Raw genomic sequence first — 19972 nt, 5'->3', positions numbered from 1 at the left:
CCAGCTTGGCCAGCCAACCTCGGACCATCATGCAGTTGTCTCATTGTCGCTCCGGCATGTCCGCGCTCGTCGCAGCCATCGCCATTGGTCTTGCCGTTCCGTCGCATGCACAGACGGAAGCGGTCAGCATCTCAATGACCACGCAAGCACTCGATGCGGCGTTGAATGCTGTCGCTCAGCAGAGTGGTGTGGACATTCTGTTCAGTCCCGCCGACGTCGCCGGTCAGCAGGCGCCCGCGTTGAAGGGAGAGATGAGCGCACTGAAAGCCGTGCAGATGCTCATTGCCGGAACGCCGTTGGAAGTTGTGACGACGTCTTCGCGCGCGTTGATCGTGCGTCGTAAAGAGGCGATGCGCGTGGCGCTCGCGACCGAGTCATCGGTGTCAACTTCCTCGGCGGGCGAGGTGGAGGAAGTGATTGTCACCGGCACAGCGCTGCAGAATCAGGAAGCGGTATCCAATCGACGCCGCTCGCTCACCATTGTCGATACGCTGACTCAAGACGACACCGGCGATCTCGCCGACAAGTCGCTCGCCGACGCGCTCAGTCGTGTGTCCGGTGTGAGCACGATGCAGGTGTTGTACGGCGAGCAAGAGAGTCAATACGTCGCCGTGCGTGGTATCACGCCTGATCTGAACTACGTGTCGGTGGACGGCATCGGCATGATCTCCGTGGCCAACCAAGGCTCCGGTCAGCGTCGGGTCGATTTGGCGTTGATTCCGAGCCAGGCCGCGCGCACGACGGAAGTGTTCAAGACGTTCACGGCCGATCAAGAGTCCGGCGCCATCGGCGGCATCATCAACATCGTGCCCTACAGTGCGTTCGAGGACGGCGATAAGTTTTTCGTCGACACCTTCGCCAGCTATTCGACCTACGACAAAGTGCCGGGTGGCAACAGCCCGGGCGGCTATCGCGACACGCCGTGGGGCGGTGGCATCAAGCAGCTGTGGTCGCAGCGGTTCGGTTCGGACGATCAGTTCGGCGTCGTGATCAGCAGCGTGTATCAGCAGCGCACTTACGATGAGACCAAGCGCAATCCGAACGGTCGCTCGTACTACACCGCCACCGGCGCCACGACGACGCCCATCAGTGCCGACTACAACGGCTATGACGCTGCGCCTCAGGCGTTCGTCAGTTATGACTTCACGAGCTACGTCGAGAACTACGGCGGCTCGGCGCTGCTGGAATTCTCGCCGTCCTCCTCCTGGTACAGCTCGCTGATGCTCTACGACTATCGGCAGAAGGAAGATCAGACAACCAACGGCCCGACGCTGCGTGCGTTCACCGGAATGACCGACCAGACGCAACACACCGGCACGCTGCGCATTCCGGATGCACGTGCCGTCTTCTGGTACGACCGTTTCGAGACTGAGAGCCGCGGTGTCATTTTAAAGTCGCGCTACGAGTTCCAGAACGAATCGCGCCTGGAGTTCCGGGCCGGCTACAACGACAACACGTTCGACAATCCCGAAAACATGGTGAGCTATCAGTACCGGCCCACCAATTCATTCGTGAGCTACGACACGTCCGGCGACACGGTGAGATTCACGCTCTCCGATCCTCAGGCGTTGATGGTGCCGGGCAACTATTCGCTGTTCGCGGCTACCGACATTCTCACCAGCGCCAAGGGCGAGTCCGGCGAGGCGCGGCTCGACTATTCGATGAATTTCGATGCGGACAGCCGCGGCTGGGGACTGAAAGCCGGCCTGGGCATGCGTGATTTCTCCATGGAGCGGGATCTCACCAACACCACCTTCAACGTCGATCGATCCTCGATGTCCCTGGCGGCCTACGATCCGCACTACGTGCCGTGGTTGTGGAACTATCCGGTGCTGTGGGTCGACTACGATGCCTATAACGCCAACGTCCGCGCGAATCAGACCGTCAACGTCGCAACCTCGGCCTCTGCGTCGCTGAGTTCGGACTATTCGTACGACGAGACCGTTTCTTATGGCTACGTGTCCGGCACCTATGCCACGGAGAAAACTCGCGTGATCGCCGGATTGCGCGCCGACACCGCCGACTACAGTGCCGATGTGCCTTTGAGCGTCGGCGGCGTGTTCCAGAATACCTTCGGCCACTACAAGGGTGACTATGCGTATCTGCTGCCGTCGCTGAACGTATTGCATGACTTCAGCGATCAGCTGCGCCTGAAAGCGGGTTACAGCCGCACGCTCGGTCGGCCAGCGCCCGAAGATATCGCGCAAGCGGAAACCCGTAACGATTCGTCGTTTACCATCAGCCGCGGCAATCCCAATCTGGATCCGCGCCTTGCCGACAACATCGATTTGGCGCTCGAGTACTACATGGGCAACGGCAGCGGCATGGTCAGCCTCGGCGGCTTCATGAAACAGATCAAGGACGACATTTATGAGCTGAAAGAGGAGCAGATCCTCGACGGCATCACGTACACCGTGAGCACGCCGATGAATGCCAACGAGTCCAAGCTGAAGGGCCTCGAGTTCCAGTACATCGAGAACCAGCTGCCCGGACTGCCGGGATTTCTCGCCGGCAAGCTCGGCGCGTCGCTCAATGTGTCGCGCATGTGGGGCGAGATGGATTACATCGTCGACGGTACGCCATTGCACGTGGACCGGCTGCTGTTCCAGCGCGATTGGCTGGCGAACGGCGCGCTGTTCTATCAGCTGCCGCGCGGCGGTGAGGTTCGCGTCGCTTACAACTACGGCGACGAATATTATGACGGCATCGGTGCGAGCCCGTGGCTGCATCGTGGGCCGCAGGAGCGCGGCCAGCTGGATATGACCGTCCGTTATCGGGTGTGGGACGACTGGATCCTGAAATTCCAGGCCGTGAACCTGCTCGATGACAATCTGAATCTGGGCTACGGCGAGGATCTGGGCCAGCGCCGGGCCGAGATGAAGAAGGGACTGACGTTCTACTTCAACATCATTTACAAGCCATGACCCATCGCATGATCGCGCGTCGCGACGTTCTGAAGCTCGCGGGCAGCCTGGCGCTGTTATCGGGCGTTGGCCGGCAAGCCTGGGCCAGCGCACCGTCGAGCGATTATTTGTTTTCGCTCGGCGTTGCGTCGGGAGATCCGTGGCCCGATGGCTTCGTCCTGTGGACCCGTCTTGCGCCGGTCCCGCTCGATCCTCACGGCGGCATGCCGATGTCTGTTGTTTCCGTGGATTGGGAAGTAGCGGAGGACGAACGTTTTACGCGTGTCGTTCAATCGGGCGTCGCCGCGGCTCGGCCTGAGCTTGGGCATTCAGTGCATGTCGAGGCGAGAGGATTGAAGCCGGGCTGGCGCTATTGGTATCGCTTCCGCGCCAACGGCCAAGTGAGCCCGGTGGGTGCGGCTCGCACGACCGCGCCCCAAGGAGTGACAATCGATCGCGTCCGCATCGGGGTGGCGGGCTGTCAGCATTACGAAGAAGGGTTCTACACGGCCTATCGACGTCTGGGCGAAGTGTCCGATCTCGACGCGATCTTTCATTACGGCGATTACATTTACGAAGGGCGCGGCCGGGACTGCACGAAGGTGAAGAACTGCGTGCGCTCGCATGCGGGCGACGAGATCTATTCGCTCGACGACTATCGTCGGCGTTATGCGCAATACAAGCTCGATCCCGATTTGCAGTTCGCGCATGCGGCTGTGCCGTTCCTGGTTTCGTACGACGACCATGAAGTCGACAACAACTGGTATGGCGAGTGCGATCAGGACGGATCGCCTGCCGAAGCGTTTCTCCTGCGACGTGCGGCGGCCATGCAGGCCTGGTACGAGCACATGCCGGTTCGGCAGGCGCTGTATCCGATGAACGGCGGACTGAAAATGTATCGCCGTTTCGACTATGGCGATCTATTGCGCGTGCAGGTGCTCGACACGCGGCAGTATCGCCATGGCGGCTTGCTCCAAACGAATCGGCCGCCGAAGGGATGCAGGCTCGATGAGTCCGGGCCGGTGACGATGTTGGGCTCACAGCAGGAAACCTGGGTGTCCGCCGGACTGAGCTCGTCGGCGCGCTGGAATCTGTTGGCGCAGCAGGTGATGGTCATGCCATTCACCTATCCGAAGAGTCGCGATGCCGGCCGCACGAACGTCGATTCGTGGAGCGGATACGCCGCTGCGCGCGAGCGATTGGTCGCGGAGATCGTGAAGCGCGACCTGAAGAATGTCGTGATCGCGACCGGCGATGTTCATCAACATCATGCCGGTGTCGTACCGGTGCGCGAAGGTGCGCTGGATGGACCGGCGGCAGCGACTGAGTTTGTTTGTACGTCGATCAGCTCGGGCGGTGACGGCGTTGAGCTGGGCAAGGGATGGAAGGAGACGCCGGCCGACAATCCTCACTGTCAGCTCTATGACGCGCGTCGCGGCTATCAGGTCTTCGACATCGGGCGCGACTCGTGGCGCACGGATGTCACGACCATGGACAAGGTGTCGGAGCGCGGCGGTCGCGCAACTGTCACGAACAGTTTCGTGGTCGAGCGCGGCCGCGTCGCGTTGAATCGAGTGTCGTAGAGCTCAGGTCGTGCGCTGCCGAGTCGACTTCAACGGAAGTCGATATAACGCGGCTTAACCTCGGAAGCCTGGCAGCCGGCGCTCGATGATCTCGAGCGCCTCGCGCATGATGCGATCCATCAGCTCGGCGACCGTCGGGATGTCGTGAATCAACCCTTGTACCTGGCCTGCCCAATACAGGCCAGCGTCGAGGTCGCCGCTTTCGAGCAGCACGCGGCCTTGCGCGCCGCGCACCAGGTGTTGCACGTCTTCGAACTTCGCGTCCGGGCGTTTCAGAATTTCCACGACTTTGTCGGAGACGCTGTTCTTACCGACGCGAGCCGTGTTCTTGAGCGAGCGGAAGATCAGGTTTGTGCCGCGCTCGTCGTTCTCAACCAGAATTTGTTTTGAGTTCGGGTGAATGGGCGCTTCGACGGTCGCGCAGAACCGTGTGCCCATGTTGATTCCGTCGGCCCCCAGGCTGAGCGCCGCGACCAGGCCGCGTCCGTCGCCGAAGCCGCCTGAGGCGATCATTGGAATCTTCACTTTATCCGCGGCCGCGGGAATCAGGATCAGTCCCGGAATGTCGTCTTCGCCCGGATGGCCGGCGCACTCGAAGCCGTCGATAGAAATTGCATCGACGCCCATGCGCTCCGCAGACAATGCATGGCGAACCGCCGTGCACTTGTGGATCACGATGATGCCGTGTTCCTTGAAGTGCGCGACATGCTCTTGCGGGCTGTAACCGGCGGTCTCAACGATCTTGATGCCGCTGTCGATGATGGCCTGGCGATACTCCGCATACGGCGGCGGTTTCACCGACGGCAGAATCGTGAGGTTCACGCCGAACGGTTTGTTCGTCATCGTGCGGCAGCGCTCGATCTCGCGTCGCAAGTCGTCGGGTGTGGGTTGCGTGAGTGCGGTGAGAATGCCGAGACCGCCGGCATTGGACACTGCGGCGGCAAGTTCGGCACGGCCGACCCACATCATGCCGCCTTGGACGATGGGGCGGTCGATGCCGACCAGCTCCGTGAAGCGCGTCTTCAGGCGCATAGACGTTCCGTTGTTTGTTTCAAGTAGCAGGCTGGGTGCGTTCGGCATCCGCCATCGCTGCGCGCATGGCGGGCAGACCGATCAGCAGAAGCACGGCGCAGATGGGGCCGATGACGCCGATCACCACGCCCATGCCGGAGCCGATGGCTGTGTTCGCGCCGTCGAAGAAATATTGGGCGGCGCCTGCGATCAGCACAGGACCGGTGCCCGCGCCGATGAGATTGCCGCTGGCCGAGAATAACGCGATGCCCGTGCCGCGCATTTCATTCGGTGTGACCAGGTTCAGTGCGGCGTTGGCGCAGGCGGGCAGGGGTGCGATCAGAATCAGGAACACGCCGATGCCGGTGAGAAAGATGTATGGGTTGGAGCTGCTGGTTGCGAAGATGCCGATGGGCGTGCCGACGAGCAGCGCGCCGGCGTACCAGCGCAGTTGTCCATCTCGCATGCCACGCTGATACATCGCGTCGACGGCGCGGCCGCAAATGATCTTGCCGACGAAGCCGGCGACGATCATCGTCAGGCCGAGGCTCATGCCGATCTGCGCCGCGCCCCAACCGAAGGCGCGACCTAAATGCGCCGGATACCAGGTGCTGCAGCCGGCAATGATGGCGGAGGCCAGGCCGAAGCCGAGGTAGTGGCAGATGAAGAAGCGGCGTCGCGCGTTCATGAACTTCAACAGTCCGGCGTAGGTCTCGCGCCATGACTGGTTGGCCGCGCGGCGACCGCGACGAACCGGGTCGGGCATCGTGAACACCATCAGCGCCAGCACCAGGCCCGGCAGTCCGACCATCAGAAACACGGCCTGCCACGAGCGCACGTCGCCAATCAACGGTACAGAGATGAATTCGACATGCGAGATCATGTCGATCAACGCGCCGCCAAACATGAACGCCGTGCCGCCACCCAGCGTCGCGCCGAGCGTGTACACAGCCATCGCCAGCGTCAGTCGCTCGCGAGGAAACAAATCGGTGATCATCGACGTCGCGCAGGGATTGAGTGCCGCTTCCCCCGCGCCGACTCCCAGGCGCGCAACCAAGAGTTGCCAGAAATTCTGCGCGACGCCGAGCGCTGCCGTTGCGAGCGACCAGACTGAAACCCCTGCGAAGATCAGCCAGCGACGGCTGTAACGATCGGCCAGCGCGCCGCAGATGAGGCCGAGCACCGCGTAGGTGAGCGCGAAGCCGATGCCATGGAGCATGCCGAACTGGATGTCGGTGAGTCCAAGATCCCGCTTGATGGGATCGACGAGCAGCGACACGATGAACCGATCGAGCACCGACAGCCAATACAACATCGCCAGCACGAACGTGGCGTACCAGGCGACGGTGCGAGCCGGATACGCCGCGTCGTGCGATTCAATCAGCGCAATCTCGGAAGTCCCGCCCGACACCGGAAAGCTTTGCGACTCGGGACGCATGGCCGAAGCGGTCCCGCCGGACACCGATTGGCCATGTGACTCTGGAACCGCGGCCGAGGAGGTCCCGCCGGACACCGATTGGCCATGTGACTCTGGAACCGCGGCCGAGGAGGTCCCGCCGGACACCGATTGGCCATGTGACTCTGGAACCGCGGCCGAGGAGGTCCCGCCGGACACCGAACGGCCATGCGACTCTGGAGGCGCGGCCGAGGAAGTCCCGCTGGACACCGAATTAACGTCGGTGCTGACCACGCAGCGCTAGCGATTGACGTCGATAACGACGCGTCCGCGAATCTTTCCTGCGACGATGTCTTCCGCCGCGCGCAGCGCTTGTTCCAAGCTAATCACGGTGCTGACGCGATCAATCGCGGCGCTATCCAGGTCACGAGCAAGACGGGCCCAAGCCTTTTCGCGCGGCTCGCGAGGCGCCATTACGCTGTCGATGCCGAGCAATGAAACTCCACGCAGAATGAAGGGCGCGACACTCGCCGGAAAATCCATTCCTTGCGCCAAACCGCAAGCCGCGACGAAACCACGGTACCGTGTTTGCGCGCATGCATTCGCCAGTGTGTGGCTGCCGACAGAGTCGACGACACCGCCCCAACGTTCCTTCTGCAACGGCTTGCCAGGTTGTGACAATTCGTTGCGATCGATGACCTGAGAAGCGCCGAGCGCCTTGAGATAATCCGCTTCGTTCGCTTTGCCGGTGGCCGCGACCACCTGGAAGCCTTGTTTCGCGAGCAGGGCAATGGCGAAGCTGCCGACGCCGCCGGACGCGCCCGTCACCAGCACTTCACCACGATCCGGGGTCAGTCCGTGGCTCAGCAATGCGTCGACACACAGGCTGGCGGTGTAACCGGCGGTGCCGATCGCCATGGCCTGCTGGTTGGTGAATTCTTTCGGGACTTTTTGCAGCCACTCGGCTTTGACACGGGCCTTCTGCGCGAAGCCGCCCCAGTGACCTTCGCCGACGCCCCAGCCGTTCAACAACACGCGATCGCCGACGCGAAAGTCGCTGCTGTCCGAGCTCTCCACAACGCCGGCGAAATCGATGCCGGGCACCATGGGGAATTTCCGCACAACGGGCGACTTGCCGGTGATGGCCAGGCCGTCCTTGTAGTTAACGGTCGAAAACTCGACGCGCACCGTGACAGCGCCTTCCGGTAGATCGCTCTCGGCGATCTCGGTCAGCTTCGCCGACTGTTTGCCGTCCTGCTTGTCGATCAAGATTCCTCGAAACATTCCGCCGACCTCGCCTGAGTGTTCTTTTCAAGCTAGCCGACCCCGCCACGGCTAGTCAACAGCGCTGTTGACTTGCGGGCCGCGCGGTTATAGTTTCTCCGGACGGCAAGAAAAATAGCCGATCGATTTGTTCGGGGGGTTACGGCCATGGTCTTGAAGGCGGCTTTCGTCTTTGTAGCCGGTGGATTGATGGGCTCGGGCATCGTGGCGCTGACGCGCTCGGATGACGCGGCAAAATCCGCTGAATCCGCAGTGCCGGCCGGCGCGCTGATAGCAGCCGAGTTGCATCATGAGACAAATCAGCCGGGTTATGTCCAGGCGCGCTTCGCCGCCCAGCGTCCGTTCGCGGCGCTCGGTCCGGTGACCCGCCAGTAGGTTCGATTAGTCGAATCTATTCAGCGCGTGGGCAGGACTCGATCGATGAGAGAGTCCGGCAACTGCCACGCGCGCAGCGTATTTGCGTCGACCGAGGTACTGTCCTGAATCGTCGTCGGCGTGCGCGAGAACCGGGGTGCCGGCGCGGGTTGAACGATTCCGGCATGAGTGACGAAGGTGCCGCGGGCGACGTTATGCGGATGATCGATGGCTTCGCTCATGGGCAGCACCGGCGCGAAGCACGCATCGCTGTTCTCCAGCAGCTGGCACCAGTGCGCTTGCGGCTGGCTCTGAAAAATCTTCTCGAAGCGCGCCCGCATGCCCGGCCAGCACGCCGGATCCCAATGATTGGGATAGTCGCTCACCGACATACCCAGTTTGTTGAGCAGCACCGTGAAGAACTGAATTTCCAGCGCGCCAACGCAGATCCATTTGTCATCGGAACAACGATAGGTGTCGTAGAAGGGCGCGCCACCGTCGAGCAGATTGGCATGTCGCTGCTCGAGCCAATTGCCGCCGGCGCGCATTGCGAACATCATGCTCATCAGGGACGCGGCGCCGTCCGTCATCGCGCAATCGACAACTTGCCCAACGCCAGTGCTACGCGCATTGAGCAGCGCCGCGAGCACGCCCATCGCGAGATACAACGCACCGCCTCCGAAATCCCCGACCAGATTCAGCGGCGGCGTCGGCTTTTCCGCGCTACCGACCGAATGCAGCGCGCCGGAGAGTGCGATGTAGTTGATGTCGTGACCGGCGGTGTGCGCGTTCGGCCCGTATTGTCCCCAACCCGTCATGCGTCCATAAACCAGCTTGGGATTTTCCTTGAGCAGCACGTCCGGCCCGAGGCCGAGCTTTTCCAGCACGCCGGGACGAAAGCCTTCGATCAGCGCGTCGGCGTTTTTGGCCAGCGCGCGGCAGGCTTCGACACCAACGCTCTGTTTCAAATCTACGGTCAGCACAGTGCGGCCGCGGTCGAGAATCGCGTCGAAGGGTTGAGCCGGAGCGTTGGGTCGCGAGATGCGAATGACTTGCGCGCCGAGATCGGAAAGCAGCATGCCGCAGAAGGGCGCCGGGCCCAGGCCGGCGAATTCCAGCACGCGCACGCCGTGCAGCGGGCCTTTCGCAGCTGCGCGCGTCGTCGCTTCAGACGATTTCGTTGGCTCGGTCGGGTTCATCGGGCACCGTATGATTCAGTAGCGAAAATTCTAGTCCAGAGCATGGCGTTGCGTACAACTTCAATACGCGCGCTGGAGCGCGCCGCGCTGTTTTCGCGGCGAAGTTGATTTCTAGCGACAGTGGCTGTGCTTTTCGTTTGAATTTCAGTCAATCGTTAACGTGAGAACACCATGGGCGAAGCATATATCGTTGCAGCACTGCGCACGGCCGGCGGACGGCGCAATGGCAAACTCTCGAGCTGGCATCCGGCGGACATGGGCGGTGAAGTGCTCAACGCGCTCGTCGATCGCACCGGCATCGATCCGCGCGCGGTCGAGGATGTGATCGTTGGCTGCGTGAGTCAGGTCGGTGAGCAGAGCTTTCATGTCGGTCGCAACGTCGTGCTCGCTTCCAAGCTGCCCGACAGCGTGCCGGCCGTTTCCATCGATCGGCAGTGCGGCTCGTCGCAGCAGGCAGTGCACTTTGCCGCGCAAGCCGTGATGTCGGGCACGCAAGACGTGGTGATTGCCGCCGGCGTCGAAAGCATGAGTCGCGTGCCGATGGGCTCGCCGGTCGCGCTGGCCGAGAAGGCGGGCATCGGCACCGGGCCTTGGAGCGAGCGCATTCGCAAACGCTATGGCGTTCAGCAGTTCAGTCAGTTCACGGGCGCGCAGATGCTCGCCGAGAAATACGGCTTCAATCGCGAGCAGCTCGATCGATTCGCTTTGCAAAGCCATCAACGCGCGGCTGCGGCGATTCACGTGGATGCGTTCAAAGACGAGATCGTGCCGATGCGCGCCGCCGACGGCAGCATGCACACGACGGACGAAGGCGTTCGTTACGACGCGAGTTTGGAAAGCATCGGAGCGGTGAAGCTGTTGCAGGAAGGCGGCGTGCTGAGCGCTGCAAACTCCAGCCAGGTTTGCGATGGCGCATCCGCGGTGCTCGTGGTCAACGAGCGCGGCTTGAAGACACACAACCTGAAGCCGCTTGCGCGAATTCACAATCTCACCGTCACGGCTGGCGATCCGGTGATCATGCTGGAAGAGCCGATTCCGGGCGCCAAGCGCGCATTGGAGCGGGCCGGGCTGAGCATCAACGACATCGACTTGTTTGAAATCAACGAAGCGTTTGCCTCGGTGGTCTTGGCCTGGTTGAAAGCCACCGGCGCCGATCCGGACCGGATGAACGTGAACGGCGGTGCGATTGCGCTGGGTCACCCGCTCGGTGCCACCGGCGCCAAGCTCATGGCGACGCTGGTGCACGCTTTGCGCAAGCGGGGCAAGCGCTACGGATTGCAGGCGATGTGCGAGGGCGGCGGTATCGCGAACGTGACGATCGTCGAAGCGCTCTGAAGTCTGGCCAATGGATGTGTAGGTCCCTGCCCGCAACGGGCAGGGGGCCGTTGCTCGCCGTGGCCGCCCGGGGCTGCATGGACTAACATATGCACCTCGGTTGGCCCGATATTTTGGCCCCAAACCTTAGTTGATCTGAAAACACCATGGCAGAGCGATCCACCAACGTGGTCCGGCGTCCGCGTCGGAAACGCGATCCCGAAGGCACCCGCGAAGCGATCCTGGAAGCGGCCCGCGGCGTGCTCGCTCAGGACGGCAAGGAAGGCCTGAGCGTGGCGCAAGTGGCCCAGGTTGCCGGCGTCAATCGCGGCACCGCGTATCAGCATTTCCAGACCCGCGAGCAGTTGATCGAAGCGACCGCGGCCTGGGTCGCGGAAAAGCTGAATCACGCCGCGTTCGGCGATCCGGCGACCACACACGACACGCCGGTCGATGCCCTGGTGGAAAAAGTCATGGGCGGGCTGTCCGAGTTCGCGATGGAAAATCCCGAGCTCGGGCGCGTCTGGCTGTACGAGCTGCTGAGCTCGGCGCGTCCTTCCAGCGACTCGTTCTGGCGCCAGTACAAGGAGCAGATGGAGCGCTTCACGCATACCGATTTCGCGCGGCCCGGCATCGACGTGGAAGTGCATTCGGTGGTGATGCTGGCCGGCACGTTCCTGTGGCCGGTGTGGGTCCGCGCCCATGCCCGGACCGCCAAGGAGCGCAAGGAAATGACCGAGCGCTTCACCCGGGAGATGCTGCGTCTGTCGCTCCAGGGCACGCTGCGCCCGGAAAAATTCCCCGAGCTGGACGCCAAAGTCGGCGGCAAAAAGCGCAAGTAACCGGCCAAGTAGATGATTGCAGGCGTCAGCGACCCTGGCGCCACACGTCAGCCGCCTTACGCCTGATTTCATAATCAACACCAGTGTTGACTTACAGCCGCGCCTTCCTCTAGCCTGACCGTCACTGGTTTCGGCGGCGAGGCGGAAGCGGACGTGAGCAAGGCAAGCGCGGTACCCCAGACGATCGAGTTCGATTTAACCGACGTGCAGCGTCGCGTCGGCCAGGAGGTCGGCGGCGGCCAGCTGATCGAGCCGTGCACCGCCACCGACATTCGTCGCTGGGTCATGGCGATGGATAACTTCAATCCCATCCACTGGGACGACGAGTTCGCCAAAGCGTCAAAGTTCGGCGGCCTGGTCGCGCCACAATCCATCGCGGTGGGGCTCGACTACGGTCACGGCGTGCAACCTGCGTGCGTTGGCTTCATCGCCGGCTCGCATCTCATCTTCGGCGGCGAAGAGTGGTGGCACTACGGCCCGCGCATCCGGCCGGGCGATCGTCTGACTCAGAAACGCCGCTTCCACGACTACAAAGTCACAGACACCAAATTCGCCGGTCCGACGCTGTTCTCGCGCGGCGACACGATGCACTTCAATCAGCATGGCGCCGTCGTTTGCAAAGAGCGCGCGACGTCGATTCGTTATCTCGCTGCTGAAGCGGAGAAGCGCGGCTCTTTGACTCAATCCGCAGGCAAAGCGCCGGCCTGGACCGCCGAACAACTCGCGGCCATCGATCGCGAGCGTCTGGACTGGATGCTGTCGAATCGCGAAGGCCGCACGCCGCGCTTCACCGAAGTTCGAGTGGGCGACCGCTTGAAGCGCCGTGTGATCGGTCCGCATTCGCTCGCGAGCTTCGCCACCGAATATCGCGCCTTCATTTTCAACATCTGGGGCACGTTCCGTTGGACGGCGCCGGACGGCGTGAGCGATCCGTGGATCAATCAGGATCCGGGTTGGGTGCCGGGCTTCGGCTTCGACGAGCAGGGCGCGAAGATCGATCCGCGCCTGCGCGATGGTTTGTATCTTGGCCCATCGCGCGGTCACGTCGATGCGGACAAGGCTAGCAAGATCGGCATGCCGCGCGCGTATGGCTACGGCGCAACGATGGGCGCCTGGGTGACTGACTACGTCGCTCACTGGGCGGGTCACGAAGGTTTCGTTCGTTACTCCAACACCGCGTTCCGCGGGCCGGCGTACGAAGGCGATATCACTTATCTCGACGCAGAAGTGGTCGGCAAGGAAGAGCTGTCCGCGTGGGGTGTGCCGCTGGTGAGCCTGTCGCTGCGCATGACCAATCAAGACGGCGGCACGCTGGCCACCGGCAAAGTCGATGTCGAGTTGCCGTTGTAGTAACCGAATAACGCGCTAGCGAGTGCCAGGATCCTTTAGAGATCCGGACGATCGGGGGTAGGGTGGATGAAAGCAGAGAAACGCAAACTGTCCGTGGTGCGCGATAACGCCGGCCTGAAGAGCGAGGCTGCGTTGTCCGCGAACAGCGAGCTGGCGTCGGTCCGCGTCGACGCGCTTCGACAGTTCGACAAGCTGGTGGCGAGTCTCGGCGGCGATGCCACGGCGCTGTTGCAACGAGCACGAATCGAGCGGGGCCACCTCGATCAAGGCAAGGGCGTGATTCCGTTCAGTCAGATGGCCGATCTGTTCGATCGCGCCAGCGCCGAGCTCACCTGCCCGGATTTCGGGTTGCGATTGGCGACGATCCAGGCGGCGCACGGCGCGACCAAAGTGCTTGGCCCGCTCGACGTGGCGATGCGTAACTCGCCGACGCTGGGCGAGGCGCTGAGATATTTCGCGAACCACGTGCACGCCTACAGCAATGCCCTGCGCATCTGCTTCGAGAAGATCCCCAACGACTCGCGGATCTTCATGCTGTTCGAATTTTCTTCGATGGGCTTCGCCGCGCAACGCCAGGCGGTCGAGCACGCGCTGGCCTTGATTCAGCACACGGTGCTGGCAATCACCGGCGGCCAGGCGCGTGCACGCGAGCTCTGGTTTACGCATGAGCCGGTGGGCTCGGCGTCGACGTATCGCAGCCATTGCAACGCTACGGCACGGTTCGGTCAGAGCATGAACGGTTTGTTCTTTGACGAGCGCGACTTCGAGCTGGCGCTGCCGGAAGCCGATCCGCAGCTGTACGAGATCGCGACCAGCTTCATCGATCAGCGCTTCCCCACGACCGCCATGTCGCTCAGCGAGCGCGTGCGTATCATCATTGGACGCTTGCTGGTCGAAGGAAATTGCACCCACGAGCGGGTGGCGTCGGCGGTCGGCATGCATCCACGCACGCTGCAGCGTCGTCTGAGAGACGAGGGCGACTCGTTCGAAGCGATCAAGGACTCGGTGCGCCGGGACGTGGCGCTACGCTACTTGCAGCAGCCCAATGTTTCCTTGGTGCGAGTGACGGAAATCCTCGGCTACTCGGAAACATCGGTGCTGTCGCGCAGCTGTCATCGCTGGTTCTGCGCTTCGCCGCGCGAGTTGCGTAACGCCGCGAGCCGTTAGAGCTTCGTGTTGTCCGTGCAGAACACGGGGCGACGCTTTTCCTGCATGGCCTTGACCGCTTCACGGTGATCGGCGGAGCGCGCCGTCACCGACTCGTAGGCGATGCCCGCGTCCATGACCGCCGTCGCGACGCGTTTCAATTCCAGGTTCATGAGCACTTTGGTCCAGCGGATGGCCTGCATGGAGCCGTGCTTCATCCGGTTGCAGAAGGCCGTGACGGCGTCGTCGAGCTGCGAAGGAATCACGCAATGGTTGATGAGACCGATCTCGGCGGCGTGCTTCGCGGTCAGCGGCTCGCCGGTCAATAGATACTCCTTCGCGCGGCCCAGCCCGATCCGCTGCGCCCAGATCGCCGCGCCACCGTCGCCTGCAACGAGGCCGACGCACACGTGCGGGTCGCCGATCTTCGCGCCGTCGTGAGCGATGACCACATCGCAAAGTAACGCGAGCGTCGCGCCAAGCCCGATGGCATGGCCGTTCATCCGGCACACCAGCGGCTTATCCAGATCCAGCATGGCGAACACGATGCGCTTGGCAATGCGCGCCTCGTGATCGAACAGTTCGGGCTTGGCGGCATTCCGCGCAAGGTGCTCGATATCTCCGCCTGCACAGAAGGCACGACCGGCGCCGGTCAGCACGACGATATCGGAGTCCATGTCAGCGGCCGCAAAGTTGAAAGCGTCCGCCAGTTCGTCGTGCATCTCCAGATTGACGGCATTGAGCACGTCGGGACGGTTCAAGGTAATGGTCAGCACTCGATCCTTGTGTGTCAGTGTCAAAGTGCTGTAGCTACGCACAGTTCGTCACCCCTTAGAATCTTGCCCGGATCGAAACGCCCGCGGTCGCCGGAGCACCCCAACCCGCGCCGATGCCGGTCGCGTTGGCCTGAGCCATGGTGCGGTACTCCTCGTCGGTTACGTTATCACCGTAAACGGCGAAGGTGTACCGGTTCGACGGATCCGTCCATTCGGCGCGTAACGAAAGCAGCTCATAGCCGTCCTGGGCAAACTGCTGTGACGTGTCGAAGTAAAACTTGGACGTGTGATAGAGATTGCCCGAAAGCGCCAACTCGCCCCCGCCCAGCGTGAGCGCGTAGCGCACGCCGAGACTGCCGCTGAAGTCCGGCGAATTCTGCATCTTGAAGCCGCTCGAATCGTTCGGCACGTTCACGAACAAGCCATAGCCGAAGCCGCACAGCGCGAGGTCCGTGCAGCGGATGAAGCTCGGCGAGTTGGCGAAGTCCTTGTACTCGCCATCGACGTACGAGGCACCGAGTGAAACTTGCAGGCTCGGCGTCAGATCCCAGCGCAACTGACCTTCAACGCCGGTGACGCGCGCGTTCGCCGCGTTGATGATCTGCGCTGTGCCGCCTGTATAAATCGAGATCTGCAGGTCCTTGTAGTCGTAGTAATACGCGGCCACGTCGAGCGAGAAGCCGCTGACGCTGCGCTTGTAGCCCACCTCATAGGAGGTGAGCTTTTCGGGATCGACGGCGCCGGGATTGCTGCCGCCGAGATCGTAGATGGCCGCTTTGTAGCCCTGCGTATAAGAGCCATAGATGCTGGAGTTGTCGTCCGGCTCATAACGCAAGACGACGCGTGGCGTGGCTCGATCGTCTTCGAGCTTCGGCAGATCCAGTCGAGTGAGCGGACCCGTAGCGCTGCTCAGAACCCAGGCATCGGTCACGCTGTCGCGGCCATAGCGAGCGCCGACCGTGAGGAAGAACTTCGACGTCATCTCGTAAGTCACATCGGCGAATCCGGCGATCGTTTCGGACACCGAGCGTGAGCCTGCGGTGGGCACCCACGCCGGCCCGCCGCCCAGCTGACCGAGAATGGGATTCCACTGATCGGCGAAACGCATGTAGAACAGGCCCGCGGTCCATTGCAGGCGATCGGTCGGTTCGAAGGCGAGCAGGAACTCCTGTGTCAGCGTGCGATCCTGGACGGGAATGCTCAACAGCAGAATCTTCGCGCCGGACTGATCCAGATCGAGCTGGCTCACCGCGTCCTCACGACGATACTGCGTGTAGGAAGTGAGCGTCGCGAAACCCAGCTCGAAGGTCGATGTGAGCTGAAAGATGTCGCTCTCGAGCGTGAACAGCTCTTTGTCTGTATTGGCGATGTCATTAGGCGCCGTAGCGATCAACGACCGCGGCACGCCGATGCCGCCGTTCAACGGCTCACCATTGGGAGCGACGAACGCGTTGCTCATGGAGCTGGTTGGATCGTTCGTGTCCTGGTGCGAGTAGCGGAGCAGGAAGGACACCGAGTCCGACGCGTCGATCTTCAGTCCGGCGCGGACCGCCCAGTTCTCATACTCGCCGTCGTCGTTGCTGCCCGAGACGATGTTGTGAGCGAAGCCATCGCCGGTGCGATACAACGCTTGAATGTCCGCCGCGACGTTGTCAGTGATGCCCGTGGTGAAGTAGCCCTGATAGCCCTGAGCGTTGTAGCTGCCGTAGCTCGCTTCGGCCACCGCCTTCGTGTCGTGACTCGGTGCCGCTGTTGTGACGAGGATCGCACCGCCGGTGGTGTTGCGTCCGAAGAGCGTGCCCTGCGGGCCTTTCAACACCTGAATGCTCTCGATGTTGAGCAGCTGAAAATCGACGTTCAGCGGATTGGTGGAATAGAAGCCGTCGGTGTAGATGCCGACGTTGCTGCCGCTGCCCGAGCTGAGAATCGCCGTGCCGACGCCGCGAATGGTCGGCTGCACGAACGGACCGCTGCGAGGAAAGCTCAGGCCCGGCGTGAGCTTCGCGATATCCGCAAGCTCCTCGGTGTTCGCTGACGACAAAGTGGCCGCGTCGATGGCGGTGACCGAGATGGGCACGTCGACGCTGCGCTCGGCGCGTCGCTGTGCTGTGACCACCACTTGATCGATGACGGAGTCATCCTGTGTTTGTGCCAGCGAAGGTAGTGGCAACAACGCGACGACGCCGACCAAAGCGAACGCATCCATCTTCATGTGATATCCCCCTGAGCTTCGGCAACGCTAAGGGAGGCGCTACACAGGGTCTTGATGAATGCCGACAGAACTCCCGGAGCCGGGCGACACGTTACGCAGCGCTCGCCACGCCGACCCGCAGTTGCCTGGGCGAGACAGAAAACCAGCGATAACAGCTCCGTGACAGCGCCGAGGTCTCCGAATAGCCCAGCAATCTCGCGACCCGGATCAGCGGCAGCGACGATTGTTTCAGGTATCGAAGAGCCAGCTCGCGGCGGACGCTGTCCTTGATCGATTCGAACGATTCGTTCTCGGCGCGCAGCCGTCGTTGCAGAGTGCGCGGGTGCATGCCGAGCGTCGAGGAGACGCTGCCATAGCTGCAGTCGCCCTTGATCAGCAGACGCTCGATGATGGTGCGAACGCGAGTACTCAGCGGCGCGCTCGCTGACGGGAAGCGGTTCTCGATGAAGTCCGTCGACAGCTCGTACAACTGTGCGTCGACGTTCGGGATGGGCATGTCCAGATCGCTGTTGGCGAACAACAGTCCGTCGACGGGCTGGCGGAAGCGCACGTTGAGGCCGAAGTATTCGCGATAGCGCGCTTCCGGCACCAGCGGATCGTGAGTGAACCAAATCTCGCGAGCGCGACTTCGTCCGCGGCTAATGTCGAGCGCCACGAGCTGCGTGAGCAACAGCGCGCGTTCGATCGCCTGCGTGTGTGGCGGAAGGCGCTGAAGCAGAATCTCGAACTTCAGGAACAGCGCGTCGGGAGCTCGACCGGTCTCGAAGCGCATCTGCGACGCCGTGCTGTACACCTGCGGATGCGACGCGCAGTACTGAAACGCTTCGCGAATGGTGCTCGAGTTACGCATCGCGAATTCCAGCGGCCCGAGCACCTTGAGCCCGCCTTGCGCCATCGCCAGCCGCATGCCGAAATCGGGGCAATGCAATTCATGCGCTGCCCGTTCCAGCAACATCACCAGCGAGCGATACGGAATGACGGCGTGACGATTGTGCAGAACCGTCGGATCGATCTGCGACTTGGTCAGCAGCGCGCTCGGGTCGTCGCCGAGTCGAGCGACGACTTCAGGAAATTTTCGCAGGCCGTCGACACGAACGGTCGCGGCGCCCAGCTCCGTGCTCGCCAGCTCGTCGGCGGCGAGATGTGACTTTCTATCGTCGGCCATCGGCATTCCTCTCCGCTACGGTCAAGCCCAGTTCCTTCAGCACTTGCGTCGTGTCGGCGCCCAGCTCCGGCGCGCCACCGGCGACCCGTCCCGGCGTTCGAGAAAACCATGTCGGCACGCCCGGAAAGCGCACCGGCCCGTGCGGCGTGTCCACTGTTTCGAAGAAGCCCACGGAATTCAGATGTTCGTTATCGAACAGCTCGGCCGGCGTGCGCAGCGGCGCCGCTGGAATGTCGAGCTTTCGGAACAGCGTCAGCCATTCCTCGGTCGTTCTTTCTTTCATCGTGTCCGCGAGCAACGCGTACACGGTGTTGATCTGGCGAGCGCGCTGCTCGAGCGTCGCCAAGGCATCGCTGGCCCAAGGCGGACGCACGGCTTCGACAAACGCGGACCACTGCTTGTCGTTGTAAATCAGCGCGGAGATCTGGCCGTCCTTGGTGCGATAGGGGCGGCGATTGGGCGCCACCGCGCGGTGATAAATCGCCGGCGTCAACGGCGGCTCAAACATCGCGCCGTTCGCGTGTTCGACCAGCATGAACGACGCCATGGTCTCGAACATGCTGACTTCCACTTCCTGGCCTTCGCCGGTGCGCTGCCGATGAAACAGTGCCATCAGCGTCGCGTACAGCGCGGTGAGGCCGGCGACTTTGTCAGCCATGATGGTGCCGACGTAGTTCGCTTCACCTGTGAGCATTTCTTGAACGGCGGGCAAGCCGCACTCGGCCTGGATGGTGTCGTCGTACGCGGTCAGATCTTTATCGGGACCGCGCCGGCCGTAGCCATAACAGTTGGTGTAGACGATCGAGGGATTGATGGCGGCGACGTCTTCGTAACCGAAGCCGAGCTTGCTGATCGCCTTCGAGCGCATCGAATGGATGAAAACATCCGCGGCTTTGATGAGTGTGCGCAAGGCGTGCGCATCTTCGTCGCTGCGCAGATCGAGTACGACGCCGCGCTTGCCGCGATTCACGTTGGTGAACACGCCGCTCAATCCCGGCACCGGCCCCGGCGAAATGTATCGGCAACCGTCGCCCACGGGCGGCTCCACTTTGATCACGTCCGCGCCCATGTCGGCCATGATCTGAGTGCAGTAGGGCCCCATGACCATCGCGGTCAGGTCCACGACCAGCAAGCCCGCCAGCGGGCCGGTTCGTTTGCCGGGGCTCGCCATGAATGCTCCCTTTGATGACTCGTTGTGCCGGAGGCCCTCAATCGCCGTACGGCTCGGAACGGACCTCCTCTCGAGCCGTACGGCTGGGAATCGAGCTCGTCCGAGCCGTACGGCTGGGAATGGAGCTCGTCCGAGCCGTACGGCTGGGAACGGACCTCGTCCGAGCCGTACGGCGATTGAGGGCCTCTTAACTCCGGAGTCTTGCACGGCACGCGTACACATTCCAGATCAATGAGCTAATATCGGTACATCTGACCCGACGGCCA

Annotated in this window: 15 protein-coding genes; 7 read left to right on the top strand and 8 right to left on the bottom strand. The window is 62.3% G+C overall.

Annotation, left to right across the window (positions count from 1 at the left end; translation table 11 throughout):
- Positions 1–29: 29 nt before the first annotated feature.
- Positions 30–2924, top strand: a complete 2895-nt coding sequence (locus ACFPN2_RS36615; RefSeq protein ID WP_380606000.1) for a TonB-dependent receptor — start codon at positions 30–32, stop codon at positions 2922–2924.
- Positions 2921–4486 (top strand): alkaline phosphatase D family protein, encoded by a 1566-nt coding sequence (locus ACFPN2_RS36610; protein WP_380605999.1) that lies wholly within the window; start codon positions 2921–2923, stop codon positions 4484–4486. The genes ACFPN2_RS36615 and ACFPN2_RS36610 overlap by 4 nt, the downstream gene beginning before the upstream one ends.
- A gap of 54 nt (positions 4487–4540) precedes the next feature.
- On the opposite strand, the gene ACFPN2_RS36605 is transcribed toward ACFPN2_RS36610, so the two are convergent.
- The 3 genes from ACFPN2_RS36605 to acuI form a co-directional block, all read right to left on the bottom strand.
- Positions 4541–5518, bottom strand: a complete 978-nt coding sequence (locus tag ACFPN2_RS36605) for an NAD(P)H-dependent flavin oxidoreductase (protein WP_380605997.1) — start codon at positions 5516–5518, stop codon at positions 4541–4543.
- A gap of 19 nt (positions 5519–5537) precedes the next feature.
- Positions 5538–6935, bottom strand: a complete 1398-nt coding sequence (locus tag ACFPN2_RS36600) for an MFS transporter (RefSeq protein WP_380605995.1) — start codon at positions 6933–6935, stop codon at positions 5538–5540.
- A gap of 258 nt (positions 6936–7193) precedes the next feature.
- Positions 7194–8177: an acrylyl-CoA reductase (NADPH) gene (acuI, locus tag ACFPN2_RS36595; protein ID WP_380605993.1), complete on the bottom strand. Its 984-nt coding sequence runs from the start codon at positions 8175–8177 to the stop codon at positions 7194–7196.
- 147 nt (positions 8178–8324) lie between these two features.
- Between acuI and ACFPN2_RS36590 the strand changes: the two genes are divergently transcribed.
- Positions 8325–8552: a hypothetical protein gene (locus tag ACFPN2_RS36590; protein WP_380605992.1), complete on the top strand. Its 228-nt coding sequence runs from the start codon at positions 8325–8327 to the stop codon at positions 8550–8552.
- Between the two features lie 20 nt (positions 8553–8572).
- Here the strand turns inward: ACFPN2_RS36590 and ACFPN2_RS36585 are convergent, their stop codons facing one another.
- The gene (locus ACFPN2_RS36585) at positions 8573–9730 is read right to left on the bottom strand and encodes a CaiB/BaiF CoA transferase family protein (protein ID WP_380605990.1); all 1158 of its coding nucleotides are present in this window, start codon (positions 9728–9730) and stop codon (positions 8573–8575) included.
- A gap of 171 nt (positions 9731–9901) precedes the next feature.
- Here ACFPN2_RS36585 and ACFPN2_RS36580 point away from each other — a divergent pair, with 171 nt between their 5' ends.
- The 4 genes from ACFPN2_RS36580 to ACFPN2_RS36565 all read left to right on the top strand — a co-directional run bounded on the left by ACFPN2_RS36580 (position 9902) and on the right by ACFPN2_RS36565 (position 14403).
- Positions 9902–11065, top strand: coding sequence for an acetyl-CoA C-acetyltransferase (locus tag ACFPN2_RS36580; RefSeq protein ID WP_380605988.1), 1164 nt, complete (start codon positions 9902–9904; stop codon positions 11063–11065).
- Positions 11066–11211: 146 nt separating this feature from the next.
- Complete coding sequence (locus tag ACFPN2_RS36575) at positions 11212–11886, top strand: TetR/AcrR family transcriptional regulator (protein WP_380605986.1); 675 nt, start codon at positions 11212–11214, stop codon at positions 11884–11886.
- Between the two features lie 153 nt (positions 11887–12039).
- A complete protein-coding gene (locus ACFPN2_RS36570) occupies positions 12040–13236 on the top strand; it encodes an FAS1-like dehydratase domain-containing protein (RefSeq protein WP_380605984.1) in 1197 nt (398 codons plus the stop codon).
- Between the two features lie 66 nt (positions 13237–13302).
- Positions 13303–14403: an AraC family transcriptional regulator ligand-binding domain-containing protein gene (locus ACFPN2_RS36565; RefSeq protein WP_380605982.1), complete on the top strand. Its 1101-nt coding sequence runs from the start codon at positions 13303–13305 to the stop codon at positions 14401–14403.
- Here the strand turns inward: ACFPN2_RS36565 and ACFPN2_RS36560 are convergent.
- The 4 genes from ACFPN2_RS36560 to ACFPN2_RS36545 all read right to left on the bottom strand — a co-directional run bounded on the left by ACFPN2_RS36560 (position 14400) and on the right by ACFPN2_RS36545 (position 19706).
- The gene (locus ACFPN2_RS36560; protein WP_380605980.1) at positions 14400–15200 is read right to left on the bottom strand and encodes an enoyl-CoA hydratase/isomerase family protein; all 801 of its coding nucleotides are present in this window, start codon (positions 15198–15200) and stop codon (positions 14400–14402) included. The two genes, ACFPN2_RS36565 and ACFPN2_RS36560, sit on opposite strands and share 4 nt — an antisense overlap.
- 13 nt (positions 15201–15213) lie before the next feature.
- Entirely contained in the window at positions 15214–17370 is a 2157-nt protein-coding gene (locus tag ACFPN2_RS36555; RefSeq protein WP_380605978.1) for a TonB-dependent receptor, read from the bottom strand.
- A gap of 91 nt (positions 17371–17461) precedes the next feature.
- Entirely contained in the window at positions 17462–18535 is a 1074-nt protein-coding gene (locus ACFPN2_RS36550; protein WP_380605977.1) for an AraC family transcriptional regulator, read from the bottom strand.
- Complete coding sequence (locus tag ACFPN2_RS36545; RefSeq protein WP_380605975.1) at positions 18522–19706, bottom strand: CaiB/BaiF CoA transferase family protein; 1185 nt, start codon at positions 19704–19706, stop codon at positions 18522–18524. Before ACFPN2_RS36545 ends, ACFPN2_RS36550 begins: the two co-directional genes overlap by 14 nt.
- Between the last annotated feature and the right edge of the window lie 266 nt (positions 19707–19972).

Origin of the sequence: Steroidobacter flavus, from assembly GCF_042651805.1 — a bacterium.
GTDB classification, from domain to species: Bacteria; Pseudomonadota; Gammaproteobacteria; order Steroidobacterales; family Steroidobacteraceae; genus Steroidobacter; species Steroidobacter flavus.
This window is presented reverse-complemented; position numbering and strand designations above follow the sequence as displayed.

Coding starts and splice junctions, on each gene's coding strand:
- ACFPN2_RS36615 (WP_380606000.1), top strand. CDS start 30: ATGCAGTTGTCTCATTGTCGCTCCGGCATGTCCGCGCTCGTCGCAGCC.
- ACFPN2_RS36610 (WP_380605999.1), top strand. CDS start 2,921: ATGACCCATCGCATGATCGCGCGTCGCGACGTTCTGAAGCTCGCGGGC.
- ACFPN2_RS36605 (WP_380605997.1), bottom strand. CDS start 5,518: ATGCGCCTGAAGACGCGCTTCACGGAGCTGGTCGGCATCGACCGCCCC.
- ACFPN2_RS36600 (WP_380605995.1), bottom strand. CDS start 6,935: ATGCGTCCCGAGTCGCAAAGCTTTCCGGTGTCGGGCGGGACTTCCGAG.
- acuI (WP_380605993.1), bottom strand. CDS start 8,177: ATGTTTCGAGGAATCTTGATCGACAAGCAGGACGGCAAACAGTCGGCG.
- ACFPN2_RS36590 (WP_380605992.1), top strand. CDS start 8,325: ATGGTCTTGAAGGCGGCTTTCGTCTTTGTAGCCGGTGGATTGATGGGC.
- ACFPN2_RS36585 (WP_380605990.1), bottom strand. CDS start 9,730: ATGAACCCGACCGAGCCAACGAAATCGTCTGAAGCGACGACGCGCGCA.
- ACFPN2_RS36580 (WP_380605988.1), top strand. CDS start 9,902: ATGGGCGAAGCATATATCGTTGCAGCACTGCGCACGGCCGGCGGACGG.
- ACFPN2_RS36575 (WP_380605986.1), top strand. CDS start 11,212: ATGGCAGAGCGATCCACCAACGTGGTCCGGCGTCCGCGTCGGAAACGC.
- ACFPN2_RS36565 (WP_380605982.1), top strand. CDS start 13,303: ATGAAAGCAGAGAAACGCAAACTGTCCGTGGTGCGCGATAACGCCGGC.
- ACFPN2_RS36555 (WP_380605978.1), bottom strand. CDS start 17,370: ATGAAGATGGATGCGTTCGCTTTGGTCGGCGTCGTCGCGTTGTTGCCA.
- ACFPN2_RS36550 (WP_380605977.1), bottom strand. CDS start 18,535: ATGGCCGACGATAGAAAGTCACATCTCGCCGCCGACGAGCTGGCGAGC.
- ACFPN2_RS36545 (WP_380605975.1), bottom strand. CDS start 19,706: ATGGCGAGCCCCGGCAAACGAACCGGCCCGCTGGCGGGCTTGCTGGTC.